Annotated in this window: 22 protein-coding genes; 21 read left to right on the top strand and 1 reads right to left on the bottom strand. The window is 46.2% G+C overall.

What is annotated here, in order from left to right:
* Positions 1-7: 7 nt before the first annotated feature.
* From meaB to ACOJUR_RS00420, 12 genes are all read left to right on the top strand, one after another.
* Positions 8-952: a methylmalonyl Co-A mutase-associated GTPase MeaB gene (meaB, locus tag ACOJUR_RS00475; RefSeq protein ID WP_420948975.1), complete on the top strand. Its 945-nt coding sequence runs from the start codon at positions 8-10 to the stop codon at positions 950-952.
* Between the two features lie 113 nt (positions 953-1,065).
* Positions 1,066-1,605 (top strand): DNA-directed RNA polymerase subunit delta, encoded by a 540-nt coding sequence (gene rpoE, locus ACOJUR_RS00470; RefSeq protein WP_072874940.1) that lies wholly within the window; start codon positions 1,066-1,068, stop codon positions 1,603-1,605.
* A gap of 162 nt (positions 1,606-1,767) precedes the next feature.
* Positions 1,768-3,375: a CTP synthase gene (locus ACOJUR_RS00465; protein WP_420948974.1), complete on the top strand. Its 1,608-nt coding sequence runs from the start codon at positions 1,768-1,770 to the stop codon at positions 3,373-3,375.
* Between the two features lie 14 nt (positions 3,376-3,389).
* Positions 3,390-3,752 carry a response regulator gene (locus ACOJUR_RS00460; protein WP_072874938.1) on the top strand — a complete coding sequence of 121 codons (363 nt, stop codon included), beginning with the start codon at positions 3,390-3,392 and terminating at the stop codon, positions 3,750-3,752.
* Between the two features lie 5 nt (positions 3,753-3,757).
* A complete protein-coding gene (gene kal, locus ACOJUR_RS00455) occupies positions 3,758-4,162 on the top strand; it encodes a 3-aminobutyryl-CoA ammonia lyase (protein ID WP_238413580.1) in 405 nt (134 codons plus the stop codon).
* Positions 4,163-4,312: 150 nt separating this feature from the next.
* On the top strand, positions 4,313-5,131 hold the full coding sequence (gene kce / locus ACOJUR_RS00450; RefSeq protein WP_072874937.1) for a 3-keto-5-aminohexanoate cleavage enzyme: 819 nt from the start codon (positions 4,313-4,315) through the stop codon (positions 5,129-5,131).
* Positions 5,132-5,202: 71 nt separating this feature from the next.
* Entirely contained in the window at positions 5,203-5,850 is a 648-nt protein-coding gene (locus tag ACOJUR_RS00445) for a transaldolase family protein (protein ID WP_072874936.1), read from the top strand.
* Positions 5,850-7,103, top strand: coding sequence for an LL-diaminopimelate aminotransferase (locus ACOJUR_RS00440; RefSeq protein ID WP_072874978.1), 1,254 nt, complete (start codon positions 5,850-5,852; stop codon positions 7,101-7,103). Before ACOJUR_RS00445 ends, ACOJUR_RS00440 begins: the two co-directional genes overlap by 1 nt.
* An 85-nt stretch (positions 7,104-7,188) precedes the next feature.
* Complete coding sequence (locus ACOJUR_RS00435; RefSeq protein ID WP_420948973.1) at positions 7,189-8,718, top strand: MDR family MFS transporter; 1,530 nt, start codon at positions 7,189-7,191, stop codon at positions 8,716-8,718.
* Positions 8,719-9,069: 351 nt separating this feature from the next.
* Positions 9,070-10,044: a class II fructose-bisphosphatase gene (glpX, locus tag ACOJUR_RS00430; protein ID WP_072874935.1), complete on the top strand. Its 975-nt coding sequence runs from the start codon at positions 9,070-9,072 to the stop codon at positions 10,042-10,044.
* Between the two features lie 160 nt (positions 10,045-10,204).
* The gene (gene rho, locus ACOJUR_RS00425; RefSeq protein ID WP_420948972.1) at positions 10,205-11,560 is read left to right on the top strand and encodes a transcription termination factor Rho; all 1,356 of its coding nucleotides are present in this window, start codon (positions 10,205-10,207) and stop codon (positions 11,558-11,560) included.
* Between the two features lie 167 nt (positions 11,561-11,727).
* Positions 11,728-13,008 (top strand): radical SAM family protein, encoded by a 1,281-nt coding sequence (locus ACOJUR_RS00420; RefSeq protein ID WP_420948971.1) that lies wholly within the window; start codon positions 11,728-11,730, stop codon positions 13,006-13,008.
* A 58-nt stretch (positions 13,009-13,066) separates the two neighbouring features.
* On the opposite strand, the gene ACOJUR_RS00415 is transcribed toward ACOJUR_RS00420, so the two are convergent.
* Positions 13,067-13,306, bottom strand: coding sequence for a hypothetical protein (locus tag ACOJUR_RS00415; RefSeq protein ID WP_420948970.1), 240 nt, complete (start codon positions 13,304-13,306; stop codon positions 13,067-13,069).
* Positions 13,307-13,634: 328 nt separating this feature from the next.
* On the opposite strand from ACOJUR_RS00415, the gene rpmE reads away from it, so the two are divergent.
* The 9 genes from rpmE (at position 13,635) to ACOJUR_RS00370 (ending at position 21,177) form a co-directional block, all read left to right on the top strand.
* Positions 13,635-13,844, top strand: a complete 210-nt coding sequence (gene rpmE, locus ACOJUR_RS00410) for a 50S ribosomal protein L31 (protein WP_072874422.1) — start codon at positions 13,635-13,637, stop codon at positions 13,842-13,844.
* Positions 13,845-13,994: 150 nt separating this feature from the next.
* Positions 13,995-15,068, top strand: a complete 1,074-nt coding sequence (gene prfA / locus ACOJUR_RS00405) for a peptide chain release factor 1 (RefSeq protein WP_072874423.1) — start codon at positions 13,995-13,997, stop codon at positions 15,066-15,068.
* Positions 15,065-15,988 carry a peptide chain release factor N(5)-glutamine methyltransferase gene (gene prmC / locus ACOJUR_RS00400; protein ID WP_420948969.1) on the top strand — a complete coding sequence of 308 codons (924 nt, stop codon included), beginning with the start codon at positions 15,065-15,067 and terminating at the stop codon, positions 15,986-15,988. The genes prfA and prmC overlap by 4 nt, the downstream gene beginning before the upstream one ends.
* Before the next feature lie 93 nt (positions 15,989-16,081).
* Positions 16,082-16,792: a stage II sporulation protein R gene (spoIIR, locus tag ACOJUR_RS00395; RefSeq protein WP_072874425.1), complete on the top strand. Its 711-nt coding sequence runs from the start codon at positions 16,082-16,084 to the stop codon at positions 16,790-16,792.
* Between the two features lie 69 nt (positions 16,793-16,861).
* Positions 16,862-17,950 carry an L-threonylcarbamoyladenylate synthase gene (locus ACOJUR_RS00390; protein ID WP_420948968.1) on the top strand — a complete coding sequence of 363 codons (1,089 nt, stop codon included), beginning with the start codon at positions 16,862-16,864 and terminating at the stop codon, positions 17,948-17,950.
* Between the two features lie 143 nt (positions 17,951-18,093).
* Positions 18,094-18,651, top strand: a complete 558-nt coding sequence (locus ACOJUR_RS00385) for a manganese efflux pump MntP (RefSeq protein WP_420948967.1) — start codon at positions 18,094-18,096, stop codon at positions 18,649-18,651.
* 125 nt (positions 18,652-18,776) lie between these two features.
* The gene (locus ACOJUR_RS00380) at positions 18,777-19,286 is read left to right on the top strand and encodes a low molecular weight protein arginine phosphatase (protein ID WP_420948966.1); all 510 of its coding nucleotides are present in this window, start codon (positions 18,777-18,779) and stop codon (positions 19,284-19,286) included.
* Positions 19,258-19,902: a TIGR01440 family protein gene (locus ACOJUR_RS00375; RefSeq protein WP_420948965.1), complete on the top strand. Its 645-nt coding sequence runs from the start codon at positions 19,258-19,260 to the stop codon at positions 19,900-19,902. The genes ACOJUR_RS00380 and ACOJUR_RS00375 overlap by 29 nt, the downstream gene beginning before the upstream one ends.
* A gap of 30 nt (positions 19,903-19,932) precedes the next feature.
* Positions 19,933-21,177 (top strand): serine hydroxymethyltransferase, encoded by a 1,245-nt coding sequence (locus tag ACOJUR_RS00370; protein WP_203114821.1) that lies wholly within the window; start codon positions 19,933-19,935, stop codon positions 21,175-21,177.
* Positions 21,178-21,227 lie beyond the last annotated feature (50 nt).

Here is a 21,227-nt window from a genome sequence, read left to right as displayed (position 1 = left end):
AATGAGCGTGCATCCCCTCGTGGAAAAACTTTGTCAGGGCGACATCCGCGCAGCAGCTCGCGCACTGACTGTGGTCGAGTCTGATGATGAAAATCGTCGGCAGTTGCTGGAAAGTCTCTATCCCATGACGGGACGCGCTCATATTATTGGGTTTACAGGTCCGCCGGGAGCAGGAAAAAGCACACTCGTAGATGCTATGATAGGATTTTTGCGCCAACGTTCATTGAAAGTCGGTGTGTTGGCGGTTGATCCGTCTAGTCCATTCAGTGGCGGGGCGTTGCTCGGCGATCGTATTCGCATGATCCGACATAGCGAAGATTCAGGTGTATTTATTCGCAGTGTAGGCACACGCGGAGATTTAGGTGGACTGTCTGCAGCTACGGGCGATATGGTTCATGTTCTGGATGCCTTTGGCTGTAACGTGATTTTTTTAGAGACCGTGGGAGTAGGTCAATCAGAATTGGACGTGTTAACTCGCGCTGATTCTGTTGTGTTGGTCTTGACACCTGGCACGGGTGACCATATTCAGGCGGCTAAAGCAGGAATTATGGAAATTGCCGACATCTTTGTGGTCAACAAAGACGATTTGCCGGGAAGCGACACTTTGATTCGAGAAATTCAATGGATGTTGCATGAGAAAAGGCAATTTCGTGAAAATTGGCAGCCTCCTGTACTGCGTACTCAAGCGGTTGCCGAGCAAGGAATCGAAGAGCTTTGGCAGACGCTCGTTGGTCATCGCCAACATTTAGCTTCTAGCGGATTTGGCGAAAAGCGTCGTTGTCGACGGTTGGAAGTGGACGTAGAACGCTTGTTACAGCTCAAATTTCGCAACTATTTACAGTATCAAGTGTTTTCTTCGCAAAAGTGGAGAGAATTGTTGCAATCTAATGTTCGCGATCCTTACCAAGCTGCAGAGATGATTCAAGAGCATTTTCCTGGATTGGCTCTGTAAACCTATTGGCGATTATGTTATAATCCACACATTTGAAGTGTAGATGGAGACGGGCAGCCCGCGCTGGTCAAATGGCGCGGCTTTGCCCTTTGCCCTTGAGGAGGGAAAGAGCGTTGGCGACGCTGCTGAGCAAGGGGAAAGAGGAAATCCAGCAAATGCCGCTCGTGGAGTTGGCATACGAAATTCTCAAAGAGCGCAAGGAACCTCTGTATTTCCGTGAAATCATGCGTCAAATTCAAGAATTGCGCGGTATGACGGATGAAGAAGTCAATGAGGTCATTGCGCGTCTTTACACAGAAATCAATATTGATGGTCGCTTTACTTGCATCGGCCAAAATATTTGGGGTCTGATTCGTTGGTATCCTGTGGATAAAGTTGGCGGTAGCAGCGGCAACAAGAAATTTGTTCGTCGCAGCGGCGATGCCTTTAGCGATGAAGACGAAGAAGATGTTTACGAAGATGAGGAAGAAGTACTTGAAGAAGTTGAAGAAGATGGCGATTTGTTTGACACTGTCGTAGAAGATGGTGAGGACGAAGTTTTGCCGGATGATGATCTCGATGATACAGAAGAAGTTGAGGATGAAGTAGAAGAGCCATTTGAAGAAGAACCTCTTCTCGAAGACGATGAAGACGAAGAGGATGAGGAAGACTGATTCTTCATGTTGCCTAACGAGATCGCCCTAAACGAAAGGCATATTCGTTAGAATGCGCGGCAAACAAGGTGCGTTCTGGTGGAGCAAAGAACCAGGACGCACACTTTTTGGTGTCAGGTGCTCATGTGTAAACAGGATGGACAATCTTTGGGAGGATATAGCATGGAAACGAAATTTATCTTTGTTACAGGCGGCGTGGTTTCTGGCCTGGGCAAAGGAATAACAGCAGCATCGCTGGGTAGATTGCTGAAAAATCGAGGTTTGTCCGTAACTATACAAAAATTTGACCCCTATATTAATGTTGACCCTGGTACCATGTCTCCCTATCAACATGGAGAAGTATTTGTCACCGAAGATGGGGCAGAAACCGATCTTGACCTGGGACATTATGAACGATTTATTGATATCAACTTGACTCATGCCAATAACGTAACAAGCGGAAAAATTTACTGGTCTGTAATCACCAAAGAGCGTCGGGGTGATTACTTGGGTGGCACAGTGCAAGTGATTCCGCATGTTACGAATGAGATAAAAGAACGTATTATGAAAGCTGCTACACCGGGAACGGATATTGTTATCACCGAAATTGGCGGAACTGTGGGGGATATTGAATCGCTCCCATTTCTAGAAGCGATTAGGGAAATGAAGAGAGAAGTTGGAAGACAAAATACCCTATACCTGCATGTCACGCTAATCCCCTATTTGCGAATGGCCAGTGAAGTGAAGACGAAGCCAACTCAGCACAGTGTTGCAGAACTGCGTTCCATTGGCATCACGCCAAACGTCATTGTCTGCCGAACAGAAGTGCCGTTGTCACTCGATGTCAAAAAGAAAATCGCTCTATTCTGCGATACGGATGAAGAATCGGTCATTGAAAATCGCGATGCGGAAAATCTTTATGAAGTTCCCTTACTGATGCAGCAAGAGGGCCTTGACAGCATTGTTCTTCGTCACTTTGGGATTGAAGCTCCTGAACCCGACATGAGTGAATGGCATCAGATGGTGGAAAAAATCTCTAATCTTCATCGACTTGTGAAAATTGCTGTGGTAGGAAAATATGTAGCTTTACCTGACGCATATGCGAGTGTACAGGCAGCACTTCAGCATGGTGGATACGCTCATGACGCCCAGGTGCAGGTGGTCTGGGTTCAATCTGAAGATGTGACGGAAGAGAATGTTGAGCAACTGCTGGGTGACGTAGACGGTATATTGGTACCAGGAGGATTTGGCGACCGCGGTATCGAAGGAAAAATTGTCGCAGCTCAATTTGCGCGTGAACGGAATATACCTTATTTCGGGATATGCTTGGGTATGCAGATAGCTGTAATTGAGTTTGCGCGTCATGCAGCCGGACTGGAAGCTGCGCACAGCAGCGAAATTCAGCCCTCTACACCTTATCCTGTCATTGATTTGCTTCCGGAGCAGAAAGAAGTTGAGGAGAAGGGCGGAACCATGCGCCTAGGCGCCTATCCTTGCAAATTGGTCGCTGATACGCATTCCTACCGCGCGTATGGTGGAGAATGGGCCAGTGAACGGCATCGTCATCGCTACGAATTTAACAACGCTTACCGCGAGATATTGGAAAAGGCGGGATTGGTCGTGGCAGGAACATCTCCGGACGGACGATTAGTCGAAATTATCGAGATACCGAGTCATCGTTGGTTTGTAGGAGTTCAATTTCATCCAGAATTTACATCGCGGCCCAACCGTGCCCAACCGCTATTCCGTGATTTTATAGGAGCAGCGTTGGCGTACGGGGAGGAGCGCTGAGGAGAGGGTCCTCTTTGTCACATAAAGTATTGGTAGTGGACGATCAATTTGGGATTCGCGTATTGCTCCAAGAGGTTTTGGAACGAGAGGGATATCAGACATTTTTGGCTCACAATGGGACTACGGCACTGGATATTGTTGAGGAAGAGAATCCTGACTTGGTACTTCTTGATATGAAAATACCGGGAATGGACGGCTTGGAAATCCTACGTAACTTGCGTAAACGAGATCGACAAACAAAGGTCATTATGATGACAGCTTACGGAGAACTTGATTTGATTCAAGAAGCGATGGAGATGGGAGCATTGTCACATTTCACCAAACCGTTTGACATTGATGAATTGCGGCATGCAGTAAACGCCCAATTGCGGGGGTGACTCACTTGGAAGAGAATACCTGGGAAAGTGTCATTCGCTTGCGAATGGGCGAGCACGATGCCCATTATGGGGGCCGACTTGTTGATGGTGCACGGATGTTGGCGCTCTTTGGGGATGTGGCTACTGAACTTTTAATACGCCATGATGGGGACGAAGGGTTGTTTGTCGCATACGATTGCGTGGAGTTTCGGGCGCCTGTTTATGCGGGTGATTATATTGAGGCGCGCGGTCGTATTACAAAGGTAGGCAAGACCTCCCGTAAGATGGAGTTTACGGCGCTAAAAGTGATTGAAGCCAATATCGATTCACTTTGTCCGTCGGCAGCGCGGCCGCTTTCACCGCCGCAAATCGTGACTTACGCTACAGGAACTTGTGTCGTGCCGCTTGACAAGCAAAGAAATCGTTCGTGATGGCGGCGCCAAGGCAATGCGGGGTAAAGTAGTCACACCAGCATCATCCCGCTATTCTAGCGACGCTCTTTCTCCTTTATGTGAAGAAAACATAGAGGAGAGGGCGTTTTTTTATCCATGGATTGAAGTCGAATGGTAGGAGGGTTTTGGTTGCAACCATTAATCATAACGGCAGCTATGGTTGGAGCGGAAGTTACGCGGGAAGATCAACCTCATTTACCGATTACTGCTGAGGAAATTGCCACAGCGGCCGCCGCGTGTCGGGATGCTGGAGCGAGTATTGTGCATTTACATGTTCGCAATGAAGACGGAACGCCTACGCAGAGCAGAGAGAAATTTGCTGAAGCCATAGAAGCGATTCGAGCCAAGACTGATGTGATTATTCAAGTTTCTACCGGTGGCGCTGTAGGTATGACAGCTGATGAACGTTTACAGCCGGTTTCACTTCGGCCAGAAATGGCAACACTGACCTGTGGAACAGTTAATTTTGGGCAGCAAGTGTTTATGAATGCTCCAGCAGATCTGATTCGTTTTGCTCAAGAATTGCAGATGTACAATGTGCGCCCAGAATTTGAAATTTTTGATGCTGGAATGATTCAAAATGCTATGCAGCTTGCGAAAGCGGGCTTAGTTACGCCTCCTTTTCATTTTGATTTTGTGCTGGGTGTACCGGGTGCTCTACCTGCAAGTGCCAAAAACCTCCTGTTCTTGACTGAATTGTTGCCGGCAGGAGCGAGTTGGAGCGTAGCAGGTATGGGACGCCATCAATTGTCATTGGGGGCGTTAGCCATAGTTCTTGGTGGACATGTACGAGTTGGTTTTGAAGATAACATTTATTATCGCAAAGGCGAGTTGGCGGAGAGCAATGCACAATTGGTAGAGCGTATGGCGCGCATTGCTGCGGAGTTGGAGCGTCCCTTGGCAACGCCAGACGAGGCGAGGCAAATACTTGGTATTGCCATGCGTTAATCTCTGATGAATGGATGGCTATTTTTTACCATCGGTGAAAGCTTGATTGCCTGCGGTAGGAGGGCGAATTCGTGGAATTTTGGCTTGATTCAGTCAACGAGTGGGAAGTGAGGACAGCCGCGTCGTGGGGTGTTCTTTCCGCGCTCTCGCTCAATCCTGTCAAACTTCAGCAAATGGGTATGCGGGCGACTGACCTATGGCAATCGTTGTCTGGACAATTCGTTGGGAAATGGGTTGTTTCTACCACTCATCTGGATGCAGAAAGTATTTTGGAAGAGATGTTACCGCTGAGTGAACAAATTCCACAATTATTGGTCAAGCTCCCTATGTCGTTAGAAGGACTTAAAGCTGTTGAGCGTTTTTGCCAGCTGGGTGTGGAAACAGAAGTTACGCTGGTTTACAGTGAAGCACAAGCGTTGCTTGCTGCCCGAGCTGGTGCGACCTATGTCTCTGTATTGCTCGGTCGTATGGAGGATATAGGAATGGACGGGGTTCGTTTGTTAGGCAGTATTACAGAACTTTTCCAGAAACAACAACTTCATGCACGCGTATTGGCCAGCAGTGTTCGGCATCCACGCCACGTTATCCATGCTGTGGCGGCAGGTGCTAAGGCTGTTCTCTGTTCTTTTGAAGTACTGCAAAAAATGGCTTATCACCCTTTGACAGAGGGAGAAATAGAAAGATTTTTGATAGAGTGGAGTACAGTCAGTAAAATATGATGGAGGTTGATAATGTGAGTGATAGTTACTTGCAAAATTTATTTGCAGATCGAATAGGTGGCAAAAATTTTGGGAAAGACACGGTGATTTACAAGTTTGAGCGCATCAAGAGAGCGAAGGCGGCAGCTCTGGAGGCGCATCCGGAGCGAGCGATGATTGACATGGGTGTAGGTGAACCGGATGAACCAGCGCATCGTGAAATTATACAGGCGCTTTATGAGGCGGCGCAAAATCCGGCGAACCGCTTTTATGCTGACAACGGAATTGAACAATATAAAGAGGCAGCTGCAGACTATTTGCAACGTGTGTACGGTGTGACCGGATTGAATCCCCACACTCAAATCAACCACAGTATCGGTTCGAAGCCTGCGCTTGCAATGCTTCCTATGGCGTTTATCAATCCTGGCGATGTGGTGCTGCAAACAGTTCCTGGTTATCCAGTCATGGCGACAATTGCGACATGGCTTGGCGGAGGAAGTTACAATATGCCGATTGGCCCGGAAAATGATTTTTTGCCCAATCTGGAAAGTGTGCCACTCGACGTTAGAAAAAAAGCAAAAATGCTCTATTTAAACTATCCAAACAATCCTACCGGAGCTGTTGCGTCCAGAGAATTTTTTGAACGAGTCGTATCGTTTGCGCGTGAAAATGAATTGGTGGTCGTGCACGACAATGCCTACGGTGCGCTTACGTTTGACGGGCAACAACCGCTCTCATTCTTGAGTGTTCCGGGTGCAATTGATGTGGGCGTAGAAGTGCACTCCATGTCCAAAGCATTTAACATGACAGGTTGGCGCCTCGGTTTTGTGGCCGGCAACGAACAAATTGTCAAAGCTTTTGCTACTGTGAAAGATAACCAGGATTCCGGACAATTTCGCGCCATTCAGGTAGCATCTGCTCAAGCCTTGAAACATCCAGAATGGACAGAAGCTACAGCGGCGAAATACTCACGTCGACATGATAAATTGGTCAAAGTTTTACAGTCACTTGGGTTTCCCGCCAAGAAGCCGAAAGGTTCATTTTTCTTGTACGTTCAGGCACCAAAAGGGTTAGAAGACGGAAGAACGTTTGAAAATGCAGCTGCTTTTTCAGAATTTCTCATTAAGGAATACTCTATTTCCACAGTTCCATGGGACGATCACGGTCACTTTGTGAGATTTTCTGTTACTTACGAAGCAGCAGATGAAGCAACAGAGGATGCGGTGATGGAAGAGCTTGTTCGTCGTATGTCCTCTGCTCGCTTTATTTTCTAAATGAGAGAAAGACTGAATGTTTTCTGATTTGCTATGTATGGGAAATCATTACAAAAGAAAAAATGGGTAGAATAACATTGTTTTCTTGCATTATCAACCGTATACTGACGCTATGAAAAATGACAAACATCTTTCAACCAATCGTCCCAGTGTAACGGCAGCCGTGATGGTTGCAACTTTTTTGACTGCGATGGACAGTACAGTGGTAAGTACGGCTATGCCCACTATTATCAGTGATTTGGGCGGTATTCGTCTCATCAGTTGGGTATTTGCAGTCTATCTACTGACTTCCGCAGTGACAACACCCATTTGGGGTAAACTGTCTGATTTGTGGGGCCGCAAATGGATGTTTACCATTGGCACGTTGCTCTTTATGGTTGGGTCTATGCTCTCTGGTGCTTCGCACACCATGACCCAACTCATTATTTTTCGAGCGTTCCAAGGCATAGGCGCAGGCGCGGTACTGCCTATCACTCTCACGATTGTCGGAGATCTTTATCCATACGAACAGCGGGCCAAAATGCAAGGACTTTTTAGTGCAATATGGGGGATTGCTGGAGTCCTGGGACCGCTTGTGGGAGGTTTTTTTGTCGACGTTTTGAGTTGGCGATGGATTTTTTATATCAATCTTCCAATAGGCGTCATTTCCATTGTTCTGCTCATTTTGTATTTGCATGAACCGTTTGAACGTAAAAAGCGAAAGATTGATTTTCTTGGTGCTGTGGTTTTCAGTATGGCAATTACGGCATTTCTTTACGCATTATTGGCAGGGGGGCAAACCTTTGCTTGGTCGTCAATGGTCATTGTGGGTCTGTTTATTTTTTCAGCGATATGGCTGGCGCTTTTTGTATTCCTGGAATGGCGCAGCAGTGAACCCATGGTTCCTCTCAAACTGTTTAGCCATCGCACGATTCTAGTCTCGAATATTGCTAGTTTTTTTATTAGCGCTGTCTTGATTGGGTTGACTACTTATCTGCCATTTTGGATACAAGGCTTACTTGGTCACAGTGCAACCAACGCCGGTTTGACATTGACACCGATGTCGATTGGCTGGCCCATTGGCGCGACATTAGGTGGAAGATTGCTTATCTCTCTTGGTCCTAAAAAAACTTCTGGCATTGGCGTACTGGCACTTTTGGCAGGAGGTATTTGGCTGGCAACAGCTTCACTTGCAACTCCGCAATGGGTTTTGATTGCGATTATGCTGATCATGGGGTTTGGTTTTGGATTTGCTACCACTGCTTATACCGTAGTTGTACAGTCTTCTGTAGGTTGGTCCATGCGCGGATCAGCCACAGCTTCAAATCAATTTGTTCGAACGTTAGGTCAGACTGTTGGCATTGCAGTGTTTGGTTCCTGGTTTAATCAAAAAATTCTATTATATACAAAATTGCATCCGACACTCGGAGGAAAGTATGCCAATAGCGCCCTGAACGCTTTGCTCAATCCGGCTACAGCAGTGCGGCTTCCCAGTCATATAGCAGACTTCTTTCGTCACGCGCTGGTGTATGGTTTGCACTCGGTCTATCTGATCATGCTGTGGGTTGTCATATTGAGTTTAATCGCTACTGTATGGGTGCCCAATCGTCGTCCGGAAATTATGGCGGAAGAATAAATATATACAATTCGCCGACAATAAATTTTGAAAATATAAATCAAACTAAAAAGAAATTTATTTTATGGATTTCTTTTCGAATATTCCTTTTGACACGACCCAGGGGAAGTCACTATACTATAGGTACGTGTGATGCAGTGACGGTGAAACTGCTCCCTCTACAATATTCTGCTCTCTGGGTCATTTTCTTTTTCTGATTGCCTTCCTTCCATGTATGGCTCCAAAAATCAATGAAAATACATTTTGGCATTGCGGCTGTTTTTTAAAGGTGCGTATGCTGTTTCCATTGCTTCTTTCCAACATTGGAAACGTAAACAGTGCGTCGTGCGTATGAAGAGGTGCATGAATTCTATGGAGAGAGAACTCGCGCTGGAGATTGTTCGGGTTACAGAAATGGCTGCGCTTGAATGCGCGCGATGGATGGGGCGCGGTCGGAAAAATGAGGCAGATGCGGCAGCTACCAATGCTATGCGTGCCATGTTTGATACTATTCAGATGGATGGAACAGTTGTAATTGGTGAAGGCGAAATGGATGAAGCTCCTATGCTTTACATTGGTGAACGTCTGGGTACGGGCACACCGCCAGAATTAGATGTAGCGGTCGATCCGTTGGAAGGTACCAATATTGTCGCTAAAGGACAATGGAACGCTATGGCTGTGGTTGCTGTAGCTCCAAAAGGAACTCTTTTACACGCTCCTGATATGTACATGGACAAAATTGCAGTTGGACCCAGAGCTAGAGGAAAAGTGCATTTGGATGCTTCGGTCAAAGAGAATTTGAACGCTGTCGCAAAAGCAACCAATAAAGATATTTCTGATGTAGTCGTAGTAATTATGGATCGTCCTCGACACGAAAAATTGATAGAAGAAGTGCGAGATGCAGGCGCAAGAATCAAGCTTATCCAGGATGGAGACGTAGCAGCTGCACTCAATACAGCTTTTGAAGGTACAGGTGTGGATATGTTACTTGGAATGGGTGGTGCACCTGAAGGTGTTTTAGCTGCTGCGGCCCTGAAATGTCTGGGTGGAGATTTTATGGGACGTCTGATGCCGGAAAATAAGGAGCAGGAAGAACGCTGTCATAAAATGGGTGTCCACGATGTTCGGAAGACTTTGATGTTAGATGATTTAGTCAGTGGAGATGACGCGATTTTTGCCGCTTCCGGAGTGACGGATGGTGAGTTGTTGCGGGGTGTACGATTTTTAACACGAGATCGGGCAAGTACTCATTCGGTTGTCATGCGGGCGCGTACAGGCACTGTAAGGTTTATTGATGCTGTGCACGATTTAAGCAGGAAGCCGATTTTCCCTACCATTCATCATTGAATAAAGAAATCATTTCTTTGCGGAAGTAAGAATAGCATCAGATAACCAAGCTTTCAACCATTGTGAAAGTAAATGAGATTTGAAGCAAGGAAGAATGAATGAAACAAGCTATATTGGATGGATAAGGGGTTACCCCCTTGAAAGAATGTGAGGGAATGGCTTGGATATAAGAGAACTGGAAGAAAAGAAACTTACTGAACTGTATAAGTTTGCTAAGGAGTTTCAAATTCCTTATTATGGAAATATGAAAAAACGAGAATTGATTTTTGCGATTCTCAAAGCGCAAGCGGAAAAAGATGGACTGATGTTTGCTGAAGGCGTACTTGAAATAATGCAGGATGGTTATGGTTTCTTAAGGCCTATTGGTTATTTGCCTTCTTCAGAAGACATATACGTAGCAGCGTCACAAATTCGGCGTTTTGACCTGCGCACAGGAGATTTAGTTTCAGGTAAAGTACGTGCCCCCAAAGAGAGTGAACGTTATTTTGGATTACTTCACGTGGAGGCTGTCAATGGCTTCAGTCCTGAACAAGCTGCTGAAAGACTTCATTTTGCTGCGCTGACGCCCCTTTTCCCCAAAACTCGGATACAATTGGAAACTACTCCTGACCATATTGCAACGAGAGTCATTGACTTGTTTGCTCCTGTTGGATTCGGCCAACGCGGTCTAATTGTTGCACCTCCCAAAGCTGGTAAAACACTGCTTCTTAAAGAAATTGCCCATAGCATCTCTACAAATTATCCAAATGCACATTTGTTTGTCTTGCTCATTGATGAACGGCCTGAAGAAGTTACCGATATGCAGCGTTCCGTGAAAGGTGAAGTCGTAGCGTCTACGTTTGACGAGGTTCCGGAAAATCATATTAAAGTAGCAGAATTGGTTCTTGAAAGAGCTATTCGATTGGTCGAGCATAAACAGGATGTTGTCATTTTGTTGGACAGTATTACTCGCTTGGCACGAGCTTACAATCTTGTCGTACCTCCCAGTGGTCGAACATTATCTGGTGGAATAGATCCAGCAGCCTTCCATCGACCCAAACGTTTTTTTGGCGCAGCCCGAAATGTGGAAGAAGGAGGAAGTTTGACTATTCTTGCCACAGCTTTGGTGGAAACGGGATCGCGTATGGACGATGTCATTTATGAAGAATTTAAAGGCACAGGAAATTTGGAACTCCATCTGGACAGGAAATTAGCAGAAAAACGTGTGTTTCCTGCCTTTGACATTCGTCGCTCCGGAACTCGTCGTGAAGAAATGCTCATACCGAAAACTGAGCTTGAAAAAGTATGGGCTATTCGTAAGTCTATGGGAGATAATCAAGATTTTACAGAAATGTTCTTGCGTAAATTCAGGCATTATAAGACGAATAATGACTTTTTGGATTCCCTATCGTTACAACGGGAAAAGAGAGCACCTGCAGTGAAGAACAATGACCAAGAACAGCCGCAATCTCAATCTGGTGGGCAAACCTCCCATTCAACGCCAGCCACTTCTACTGTTGCACCTGTAAGTTCTTAAGATTTGGATGCTGTATTTTCATCAATCATTTGGGTAGGATGAATATGTGAGTTTATAATGATGGAATGAAGAAGTGGGTTATTTTGTGAATAACCAGAAAACAGTTGACATTAGTTGCGCATTTACGCGAAACAAGATTGGCTAAGAACTGTGAGGCACAGAAAATCATGTCTACGAAATTACCCAAGCTTCTCTATGCAAATAGTCATGGAGAAGTGATGGAGCATCCAGAGTTTCTTGCTGTTGGACGTACAGCGGATTGGATAACGACAATTGAATCGGAAGAATGGATTCCCTTGCCGGAAGGTGCGGAGTTATCCTGGCTACCCGGCACTTATGCGGTTGGACGTCATCCAAAGACGGACGAGATGTTGCGTCTACCGAACGATGTCTTTGCGGTAGGGGCACTTTTGCCACAAGGTTATACTCGGTTACTGCTACCTGGCTATAGCAAAAGAAAAAATGAACAAGTTACTCTCCCTCTTTTTGGTTATACAGCAGTAGGGTGGATGGATGGACAGTTCTATGTAGCTGCCCATCCAACAGATGATCCAACTGAATGGAATCCTGCGACTATAAATGAAAAAGAGTTGCATCAACTGGTTGAAGATACTCTTGCACAATATCCGGAAAATCGATTGTTTCAGCATTTGTCTCACTGTGCCCTCGAATATGGATGTATGACGGCGCGCAATACATTTTTATCCAAATCTGAGGGAGCCGTACCTGCTTCCATGGTTTGCAATGCCGCATGTGTGGGGTGTATTTCTGAGCAACCGGATGACTCTCCTTTTCCGGCTCCGCAAACGCGTTTACAATTTCGCCCTACAGCCGATGAAATGGCTCAGGTTATGCTTGTTCATATTCAGAAAAATCCAGATGCAATTGTTTCTTTTGGACAGGGCTGTGAAGGTGAACCTTCTACGCGATTCATGGATATCGCAAATGCTATTCGCAAGCTAAGACAAAAAACAAACAATGGATATATCAATATAAATACAAATGCTGGTTTCGTAAGAGGAATACAGAAAATTGTCGATGCCGGCCTCGACTTAATGCGAGTTTCTATCATTAGTGCAATTCCGGAACATTATCAGGCCTATTATTTGCCGCGTAATTACAGTTTGGATGATGTTGCCACTTCGTTGTGTTATGCATCTGAACAGGGTGTCTATACTTCTATTAACTATTTGGTATTTCCAGGCATCTCTGACCGCGAAGAAGAAGTGGAAGCGATGATTCAGTTTTTGCGACGTACAAAAGTTAAACTAGTACAAATGCGCAACTTAAACATCGATCCAGATTATTATTTGCAACGCATTCCTGAACCAGGGGGGGGATGGCTGGGTATGCTTGGTATGATGGAAGCATTGCGGTCAGAGTGCCCTGGTCTGGAGATAGGCTCTTTTACACACCGCCCACCTCAACGGCGAATATTGCAACACTAAAATTGTAAAATTTCTGCTTAAAAACGAGTAAGGTTTCTCAGTAAACAAATTTCAATTTTCAAATCAAGGTGCCACTGCTGACTCGCTCATGAAAGCCTGCCTTGGGTGGAATGATAACTTCATCATAATAGGGTGGCTTTCCAGTATAGTTGGGTTGACTTGTCACCTTTGTGACTTCGTCATAATAAGGCGGTTTAGTGGCGTAATTAGGTTGCATGGCGTGTGCCAAAAGTGGTCCTCCAAATGAAAGAAATCCTAATGTAGCGCCAGCGATGGTCCAGAGTGTTTTGTGTTTCATGGTATCATTCTCTCCTTTGATAAAGTGTGGTCGATAGTAGGTGGTTCGACCTGAGATAAGCGTAAAAAAGATGAAGCTTTCTAACAATTATTAGGAGTGAAAAATGATTTCTCTTTGTATGATTTCTTGAAATATTTTAATGCTTGTGTGTAACGAAGTATCAGCGCTTATGCAAGTTTTATTCGTTCTTTGATCCTTTGAAATATCCATCTGTACCGTTTGGTAAGTATGTCATTTTTTCAAACCTTGAAATGACGTGACAGAAGGCAGACAACGTGATATACTACTCCACAGTGCTATTTTGCGGAATGTGAAAGAGGTGAAACGCATGAAAGCAGAAGGACATCCAGTTTATCATAAAGCTGTTGTAACGTGTGCCTGTGGTGAAACATTTGAAACAGGTTCTGTGAAGGAAAATCTTCGAGTTGAAATCTGTTCCAAATGCCATCCTTTCTTTACCGGTAAGCAAAAGCTGGTAGATGCCGGCGGTCGTGTAGATCGCTTTAATAAAAAATACGGAATGAAGAACGCTCAATAGTTTGCCTTTTGAAAAGGGCCAGTTACGCCTGCTAACCGCAGGGTCGCTTTTTTATGCGTTTATTTTGCATAAGGGCGGGCGTAATTTGGCTCTTTTCCGCTATTTAGAGAACAGGTTAATGACAACGATGCGAGAAAAGAAGGTGAGTTTATGTTTGAGAAACTTGAATCTATGGAACGGCGTTATCAACAATTAAGTGATTGGTTGTGTGACCCTAATATATCGTCCGATCCAGAAAAGTTGCGCAAATACGCTAAAGAGCAGTCTGATTTACAAGAAACTGTAGAAATTTATCGCGCCTATCGGGAAGCACAAGAGCAATTTAAAAGTGCGAAGGCTATGCTTGATGAGAAATTGGATGATGAAATGCGAGAACTTGTCAAGCTTGAACTCGATGATTTGCAAAATAAGATAGATGACTATCAAGCTAAATTACAGATTTTACTACTTCCCAAAGACCCAAATGACGATAAAAATGTCTTTCTCGAAGTTCGGGCAGCGGCTGGTGGCGAAGAGGCGGCGTTGTTTGCGGGAGATTTGTTACGTATGTATACACGCTATGCTGAAAATTGCGGTTGGAAGGTAGAACTCATCGATGCTAGTTATACGGATATAGGAGGATTTCGTGAAGCAACGCTTTCTGTGCAAGGTAAGGGAGCATACAGCAAGCTGAAATATGAAAGTGGAACACATCGTGTACAACGTGTACCAACCACAGAATCGGGTGGTCGTATTCATACTTCCACAGCTACAGTGGCTGTTTTGCCGGAAGTTGAAGATGTACAAGTGGAAATTCATGAAAAAGATTTGCGCATTGACACGTTTTGTTCAACCGGACCAGGTGGACAAAGTGTCAATACCACTCAGTCGGCAGTACGAATTACCCATTTGCCGACAGGGTTAGTCGTCTCGTGCCAGGATGAAAAATCACAGTTGAAGAATCGAGATAAAGCCATGAGAGTCCTGCGTGCACGACTGTATGAAAAATATTTAGAAGAACAACAGCAAGAGCAGGCAGCTAATCGCAAAAATCAAGTAGGTACGGGCGATCGCAGTGAAAGGATACGAACATACAACTTTCCACAAAGTCGCGTGACGGATCACCGGATCGGCCTGACCCTGCATCGTTTAGAAAGTGTTTTGGCGGGAGATTTGGAAGAGATTATTCAACATCTAATTATTGCTGAACAAAGCGCTAAATTGAATGAGGCATTAGAGGCATGATTCGCACAGTGACAACATGCTGGAGCGAGGCAAGGAATCAATTGCTCAAACAGCCACTGTTTCAAAAGTGGCAGCCAGACGATGCATTTCATCAATGCCATCATGAAGCGGCAGAACTTCTAGCCGCCGCATCAGGATGGAAGGTGGAAGAATTGTGGCGTCACTTGTCAGATCCGATTGAGGAGAAAGTTTGGCTTCAAATGCAGTCATTTCTTGAACGTCGCCAGCAAGGTGAGCCACTAGCCTACATTCTGGGGCATGCTTTTTTTGCGGGTAGAAAATTTGTGGTTGACGAGCGTTGCTTAATTCCTCGTCCTGATACAGAAAGTCTTTTAGAGATTTCTCTGGCATTTTTGCAGGAAAGTGGCAGACACACAGGTTGTTTGCTCGATCTCGGTACCGGCAGCGGTGCCTTGGCAGTCTCTGTGGCTCTGGAGTATCCAGCCTGGCAAGTTTGGGCAGTGGATATCTCCCCTGAGGCGTTGGAAGTGGCACGTCAAAATCAGATGCTTCACCAGGCAGCCGTCCGCTTTATTCGAGCAGACGGTTTGCGTCTTTTAGCTAAGATCAATAAGCGTAATGGGAAAAAACCTCACATCATTCTATCTAATCCACCCTATATTGCGGAATCAGATCCGTATCGCCTTGTGGATGAAGAGGTTGTTCGATTTGAACCCCATCTTGCCCTGTTTGCTGGAAAAGACGGCCTCGATTTTTATCGAGAACTTGCCCGATTAGGGCCGGGAATACTTGCAGACGAAGAGGCTGTGGGTCTTTTTTTAGAAGTGGGTATGGGACAGGCGAAGCAAGTACAGCAACTTTTTTCAACCAAGCCTTGGCATTCTTTTGCAACGCAATTACATTGCGATTTGCGGGGCGTTCATCGTGTGGTAGCTGTCATTCGCCACCATAGAAGCTGACCTTTTAGTACGGCAATGAATTTATGGGGGATGGTTTAAACCTATCTTTTTCTGGGCAGACTTTTGCTAGAGAAGATAGGGAGGCGAATAAGAATGTGGCGTAGAATGATGGTATTGGCAACAATTGTGGGTGGTATCTGTGTAGCTGGACATCTTTTGGAAACGAGCACAGCTTCGACGAACAGCGCTGTAACCGATATGTCAACAGCGAAGATTCAATCCATTGATTTTGCCGTGCCTCATGATGCACCCATTCCTAAAGAGGCGCTCCGTTTAAGAATTATTGCAAACAGCGATAGTCCTCAAGATCAACAATTGAAACGGGAAGTGCGCAATGCTATAGTCCTGCAAGTAGGAAAATGGTTAAAAGGTGTTACGAGTTCTGCAGAGGCTCGGCGTATCTTGGAAGAACACGAAGCAGATATTGAGCAAATTGCCTTAAAGGTGACTCGTGAGCATGGCTTTACATACGGTGTGCAAACCAATATAGGCAAAGTTCCTTTCCCTACTAAAATTTATGGGAATCAAATTTATCCAGCCGGTAATTATGAAGCGTTACGCATTATCCTCGGAAAGGGACAAGGTGCCAATTGGTGGTGCGTCCTTTTCCCGCCTCTCTGTTTTGTCGATATTGCTGAGGGTGACGCGGTTCCGAATACAGGGAGTTTTCCGGATTTACCTCCTCTTGAGGTACTCAATATGATGGGTCCCAACGGCAAAGAAGAGAAGGTTCAGGTACGGCTGGCTGTAGTTGACTATGGAGAAGAGCTATGGCATACATTGGTTCACCAGTGGTCCATCTAAAAAACATGTGCAAGCCGGATAAAATCACTCGCTGGGAAACAAACCCCATCGTAAAGGAGGTAGCAGAGTGTGCAGCGCATCCAAGTAAGTGTAAGTATGGCGCGAGAGAACAAAACCCAGGCAATCAGGCTGTTATCTCCTGCTGCTGCCGCTCTGAGACAGGGCGGCTTAGTTGCCTTCCCTACAGAGACGGTCTACGGATTGGGCGCGAATGCCAATCTGGAGGAAGCTATTCTGCGTATTTTTCAAGCCAAAGGGAGACCGGCTGACAATCCGCTCATTGTCCATCTACCCAATGTTGAAGCCATCTCGTCAGCTGTTGATATAGCACGTATTCGCCCGCACGAAAAACGACTGATAGAATCCTTTTGGCCCGGACCGCTCACTTTGCTGTTACCGCCAGCAAAGACTATTGCGAGAAGCGTTTATCCTGGCCAGACCTTGATTGGTGTTCGTGTACCCAATCATCCTGTTGCGCAACTTCTGCTCAGTCTGTCTGGAGTGCCAGTAGCTGCTCCGAGTGCTAACCGTTCTGGCTTGCCGAGTCCTACCACATCAGAAACTGTCCTGCTTGATTTGGCGGATCATCTTGATGTGTTGGTGGAAGGTGGATCTTGTGAGTGGGGAATTGAATCTACCGTAGCAGCGGTGCAGGAAGAGAGCATACATATTTATCGTCCAGGAGCGATTACGGCCGCCATGCTAGAGGATGCCACAGGGTTGCCAGTAACGGTTTCTACAGGTTTCCAAGAAGGTGGAACGCCACTGGCTCCGGGTATGAAATATCGACACTATGCGCCACATACACCAGTCAGCGCTTGGTGGGGCAATGTAGAGTCCGTTCAATCAGCTATGCAACAGGCGTTATTGCAGTCATCCATTCAACGATTTGGCCTCATCGCGCCCCGGAATTTTCAAACATTAGCAGACTTGCTGCAACCTTCTCCTGTTTGGACCTGCTGGATAGAAGGAGAGGAAGAGAGCTATGCGCCTTCTTTTGCAGCCAAGCTATACAGCAGTATGCGTGAAGCGGATACAGCTCATTTGGAAGCACTTTATGTGTTTGCCCCAAGTGCATTTCATCCTCTCGGAACAGCTATCCATAATCGACTCTTGAAGGCAACGGAAGGCCGATTATGGCACGCTGAATCATCCTAAGCCATCTCTTTGCCGACATGATTCATCATGTTTGTCCGGATAGGTGCATACTCTCCTTACAAGGAAGCAGTTCATAGAAACATTCTCTGCTCGAGCCATGCTTCTGGGCAGAGATGTTCTTTTGTTGCCTGAGGAGGGTGCATGTGCCTTTTTCCATGAGAGATTTGCTCAATATTGCCATGATGTCGATCGCGCTTGGAATGGATTCTTTTTCACTATCCATCGGCATGGGCTTAAACGGGATCAATCGCAAGCGGGCGATTCAGATGTGCATATGCATCGGTCTCTTTCATATTGTTTTTGCTCTCCTGGGTCTTTGGGTAGGATTTTGGGTAGAAGCAAAAGTTGGACAAATTGCAAAAGGGTTTGGAGCATTTTTGTTAATTGGTCTAGGAATCCACATGCTTTTTGAGAGTTTTCATAAAAAAAGAGAAACTGTCAGAAGAAGAGGCAACAGTTTGCTTTCTCTCTTGCTTTTTTCATCGGGAGTATCCATTGATGCTTTGTCCGTTGGCTTTACGCTTGGCTTGCGTTCGGCCACATACGGTATAGTTTCGGCGTTTGCGTTTGGCGTAGCGGGTGCGGTCATGACAGGAGCAGGTTTATATTTAGGGGAAAAAAGCTTCAGGCTGGTCAGGCTGGCTTGGAGAGTTGTTTGGTTCGCTTTTGCTGATTTTTCTTGGCTTGCGATTTTTATTTGAGTAAGTTTATAGAAAGAGGATACAATGGCAAGAAGATGGAGTGCGACATGCACTCCTTTTCACCATCTAACTTACCAGGCAATTCGTCGCCCCTAAGCGATGATTGTGCGAGGTGTCTATAGCCAATGAATCTGCTGTTTATTTGTACAGGGAATACATGTCGAAGTCCGATGGCCCAATGGTTAGCTCGTCATGAGATAGCCAAACGGGGACTTCACCATACGGTTCGTTCAGCAGGATTGTATGCATTTCCAGGTCAACTGATGTCGCGATCGGCAGTAGATGCGTTGTTGCGTCGCCAAGTGGTGGTCGGACATCACGCTTCTCAGCCTGTGGAGGATGCCATGGTTAAGGAAGCGGATCTCATTTTTACCATGACAGAAGCCCATAAACAAGCGATGCTTGAAAAATTTCCAGATGCTGCGGAGAAAATTTATACTTTATCGGAATTTGTGAAAAAGGTCGATCGCGATGGCTCTGGGTATGATATTGTAGATCCGTTCGGACAGTGTGACGAGGCGTATGAGGCGTGCGCTGCCCAATTGGAAGAATTGATCAGGGAAATGATCCGCCTTTTGCCGCAATCTTCAGAGGAGGGCGGTGAAGATGGAAAGAATGCTGCCAACAGAGAGTGATTCTTGTGACCATCCATCTCCACAAGTCGTGGACAGACAACAGCAAAATTTAAATATTGCAGAACCGTTGCGCGCCATTTTGGACGAGTTTCAACAACTGGCTTGCTTGGGAACTGGGCAAGTCTTGGTGGTAGGAGCTTCAAGCAGTGAGGTGGCAGGTCAACGAATTGGGACGGCAACCTCAATGGCCATTGGTCAGCAGATAGTTGATATTTTCCTGCAATGGTCGTCGGAAACAGGCTGCCAACTCGCCTTTCAATGCTGTGAGCATCTGAACCGGGCGCTGGTCGTCAACCGCCAATTGGCGATGACGCATGGTTGGCAGGAGGTTTCTGCTATACCCGTGCCGGGTGCGGGGGGTGCGGTAGCAGCTGCAGCCTATCGTAAAATGAGCGATGCCTGTCTGGTGTCTGCCATTGCGGCCGATGCGGGTGTGGACATTGGTGACACTTTAATCGGTATGCATTTGAAACCAGTCGCGGTTCCTGTACGTGTTTCTGTCCAGTCCATTGGTCATGCGCATTTGGTGCTGGCTAGGACAAGGCCGCCGTTGATTGGTGGCATGCGCGCTGTTTACAGTAGGGAAGAAGCTGAAAAACGTTGGTTGGCAAAATAGGTAGCCAGCATAAAGGAGAGAGACGGACGAATGAACTTGAGCCAGTATGATGCTGAGTTGGCTGCGGCTATGCAGCAAGAGTTAAACCGTCAACGCAACAACATTGAATTGATTGCTTCTGAAAATTTTGTCAGTCCGGCTGTTATGGAAGCTATGGGAAGTCCGCTAACGAATAAGTACGCCGAAGGATATCCAGGACGTCGCTATTATGGTGGTTGTGAATATGTTGATATCGTCGAGAATATCGCTCGCGATCGCGCCAAGCAATTGTTTGGTGCGGAGCACGTCAATGTGCAGCCTCACTCCGGAGCGCAGGCCAATATGGCGGTTTATTTTGCTGTGCTCAAGCCAGGAGATAAAGTGCTCGGCATGAATCTCTCGCATGGCGGACATTTGACGCACGGTAGTCCAGTTAATTTCTCAGGACAACTTTACGAGTTTATTTCCTATGGTGTAGACGAAAAGACGCAACGTATTGACTATGAAGAATTACGCAGATTGGCTCAAGAACACCGTCCCAGAATGTTGGTGGCTGGTGCGAGCGCCTATCCGCGAATCATAGACTTTGCTAAAATGCGCGAAATTGCGGATGAAGTGGGAGCCTACTTGATGGTTGACATGGCTCATATTGCCGGTCTTGTGGCAACAGGATTGCATCCGTCTCCTGTACCGCACGCGCAGTTTGTGACCACAACTACGCACAAAACATTGCGTGGTCCGCGCGGCGGCATGATTCTTTGCAAGGAGGAATTCGCCAAAGCCATAGACAAATCCATCTTTCCTGGTATACAAGGCGGCCCGCTGATGCATGTGATAGCCGCGAAAGCCGTTGCTTTTGGTGAAGCGTTGAAACCAGAATTCAAAACGTATTCCGAGCAAGTTGTCAAGAATGCCAAAACTTTAGCTGAAGCTCTCCTTCAGGAAGGATTTCAACTGGTCTCTGGTGGCACTGACAATCATTTGGTGCTCATTGACTTGCGAAGCCGTGAATTGAGCGGTAAAGAAGCAGAAAAACGGCTCGATCAAGTGGGCATTACAGTGAATAAGAATACTATTCCTTTCGATCCGGCGAGTCCCATGGTTACAAGCGGTATTCGTGTCGGCACTCCGGCTGTCACATCGCGTGGCATGGACGAGCAAGCAATGCGTGAGATTGCATCAGTTTTCTCGCTCGTTTTGCAAAAAGATTGGACAGAAGCTGGCGAAGCAGAAGCGAAAAGTCGCGTGAGCGCCTTGACATCCCGCTTCCCGCTTTATCCAGATCTCACCATTTAAAAACAGATACCACAGCCAAGGCTGTGGCATCTAGAGGTTCTTTCAAATAG

The sequence above is a fragment of the Alicyclobacillus tolerans genome, from assembly GCF_048984885.1.
Lineage (GTDB): Bacteria > Bacillota > Bacilli > Alicyclobacillales > Alicyclobacillaceae > Alicyclobacillus_I > Alicyclobacillus_I tolerans.
This window is presented reverse-complemented; position numbering and strand designations above follow the sequence as displayed.

Bases quoted from the DNA above. Each gene is read 5' to 3' on its own strand.
- ACOJUR_RS00420 (WP_420948971.1), top strand. From the start codon at position 11,728: ATGTCTACGAAATTACCCAAGCTTCTCTATGCAAATAGTCATGGAGAA.
- rpmE (WP_072874422.1), top strand. From the start codon at position 13,635: ATGAAAGCAGAAGGACATCCAGTTTATCATAAAGCTGTTGTAACGTGT.
- ACOJUR_RS00380 (WP_420948966.1), top strand. From the start codon at position 18,777: ATGAATCTGCTGTTTATTTGTACAGGGAATACATGTCGAAGTCCGATG.
- ACOJUR_RS00440 (WP_072874978.1), top strand. From the start codon at position 5,850: ATGGAGGTTGATAATGTGAGTGATAGTTACTTGCAAAATTTATTTGCA.
- spoIIR (WP_072874425.1), top strand. From the start codon at position 16,082: ATGTGGCGTAGAATGATGGTATTGGCAACAATTGTGGGTGGTATCTGT.
- prfA (WP_072874423.1), top strand. From the start codon at position 13,995: ATGTTTGAGAAACTTGAATCTATGGAACGGCGTTATCAACAATTAAGT.
- ACOJUR_RS00415 (WP_420948970.1), bottom strand. From the start codon at position 13,306: ATGAAACACAAAACACTCTGGACCATCGCTGGCGCTACATTAGGATTT.
- ACOJUR_RS00465 (WP_420948974.1), top strand. From the start codon at position 1,768: ATGGAAACGAAATTTATCTTTGTTACAGGCGGCGTGGTTTCTGGCCTG.
- ACOJUR_RS00375 (WP_420948965.1), top strand. From the start codon at position 19,258: ATGGAAAGAATGCTGCCAACAGAGAGTGATTCTTGTGACCATCCATCT.
- ACOJUR_RS00370 (WP_203114821.1), top strand. From the start codon at position 19,933: ATGAACTTGAGCCAGTATGATGCTGAGTTGGCTGCGGCTATGCAGCAA.
- prmC (WP_420948969.1), top strand. From the start codon at position 15,065: ATGATTCGCACAGTGACAACATGCTGGAGCGAGGCAAGGAATCAATTG.
- glpX (WP_072874935.1), top strand. From the start codon at position 9,070: ATGGAGAGAGAACTCGCGCTGGAGATTGTTCGGGTTACAGAAATGGCT.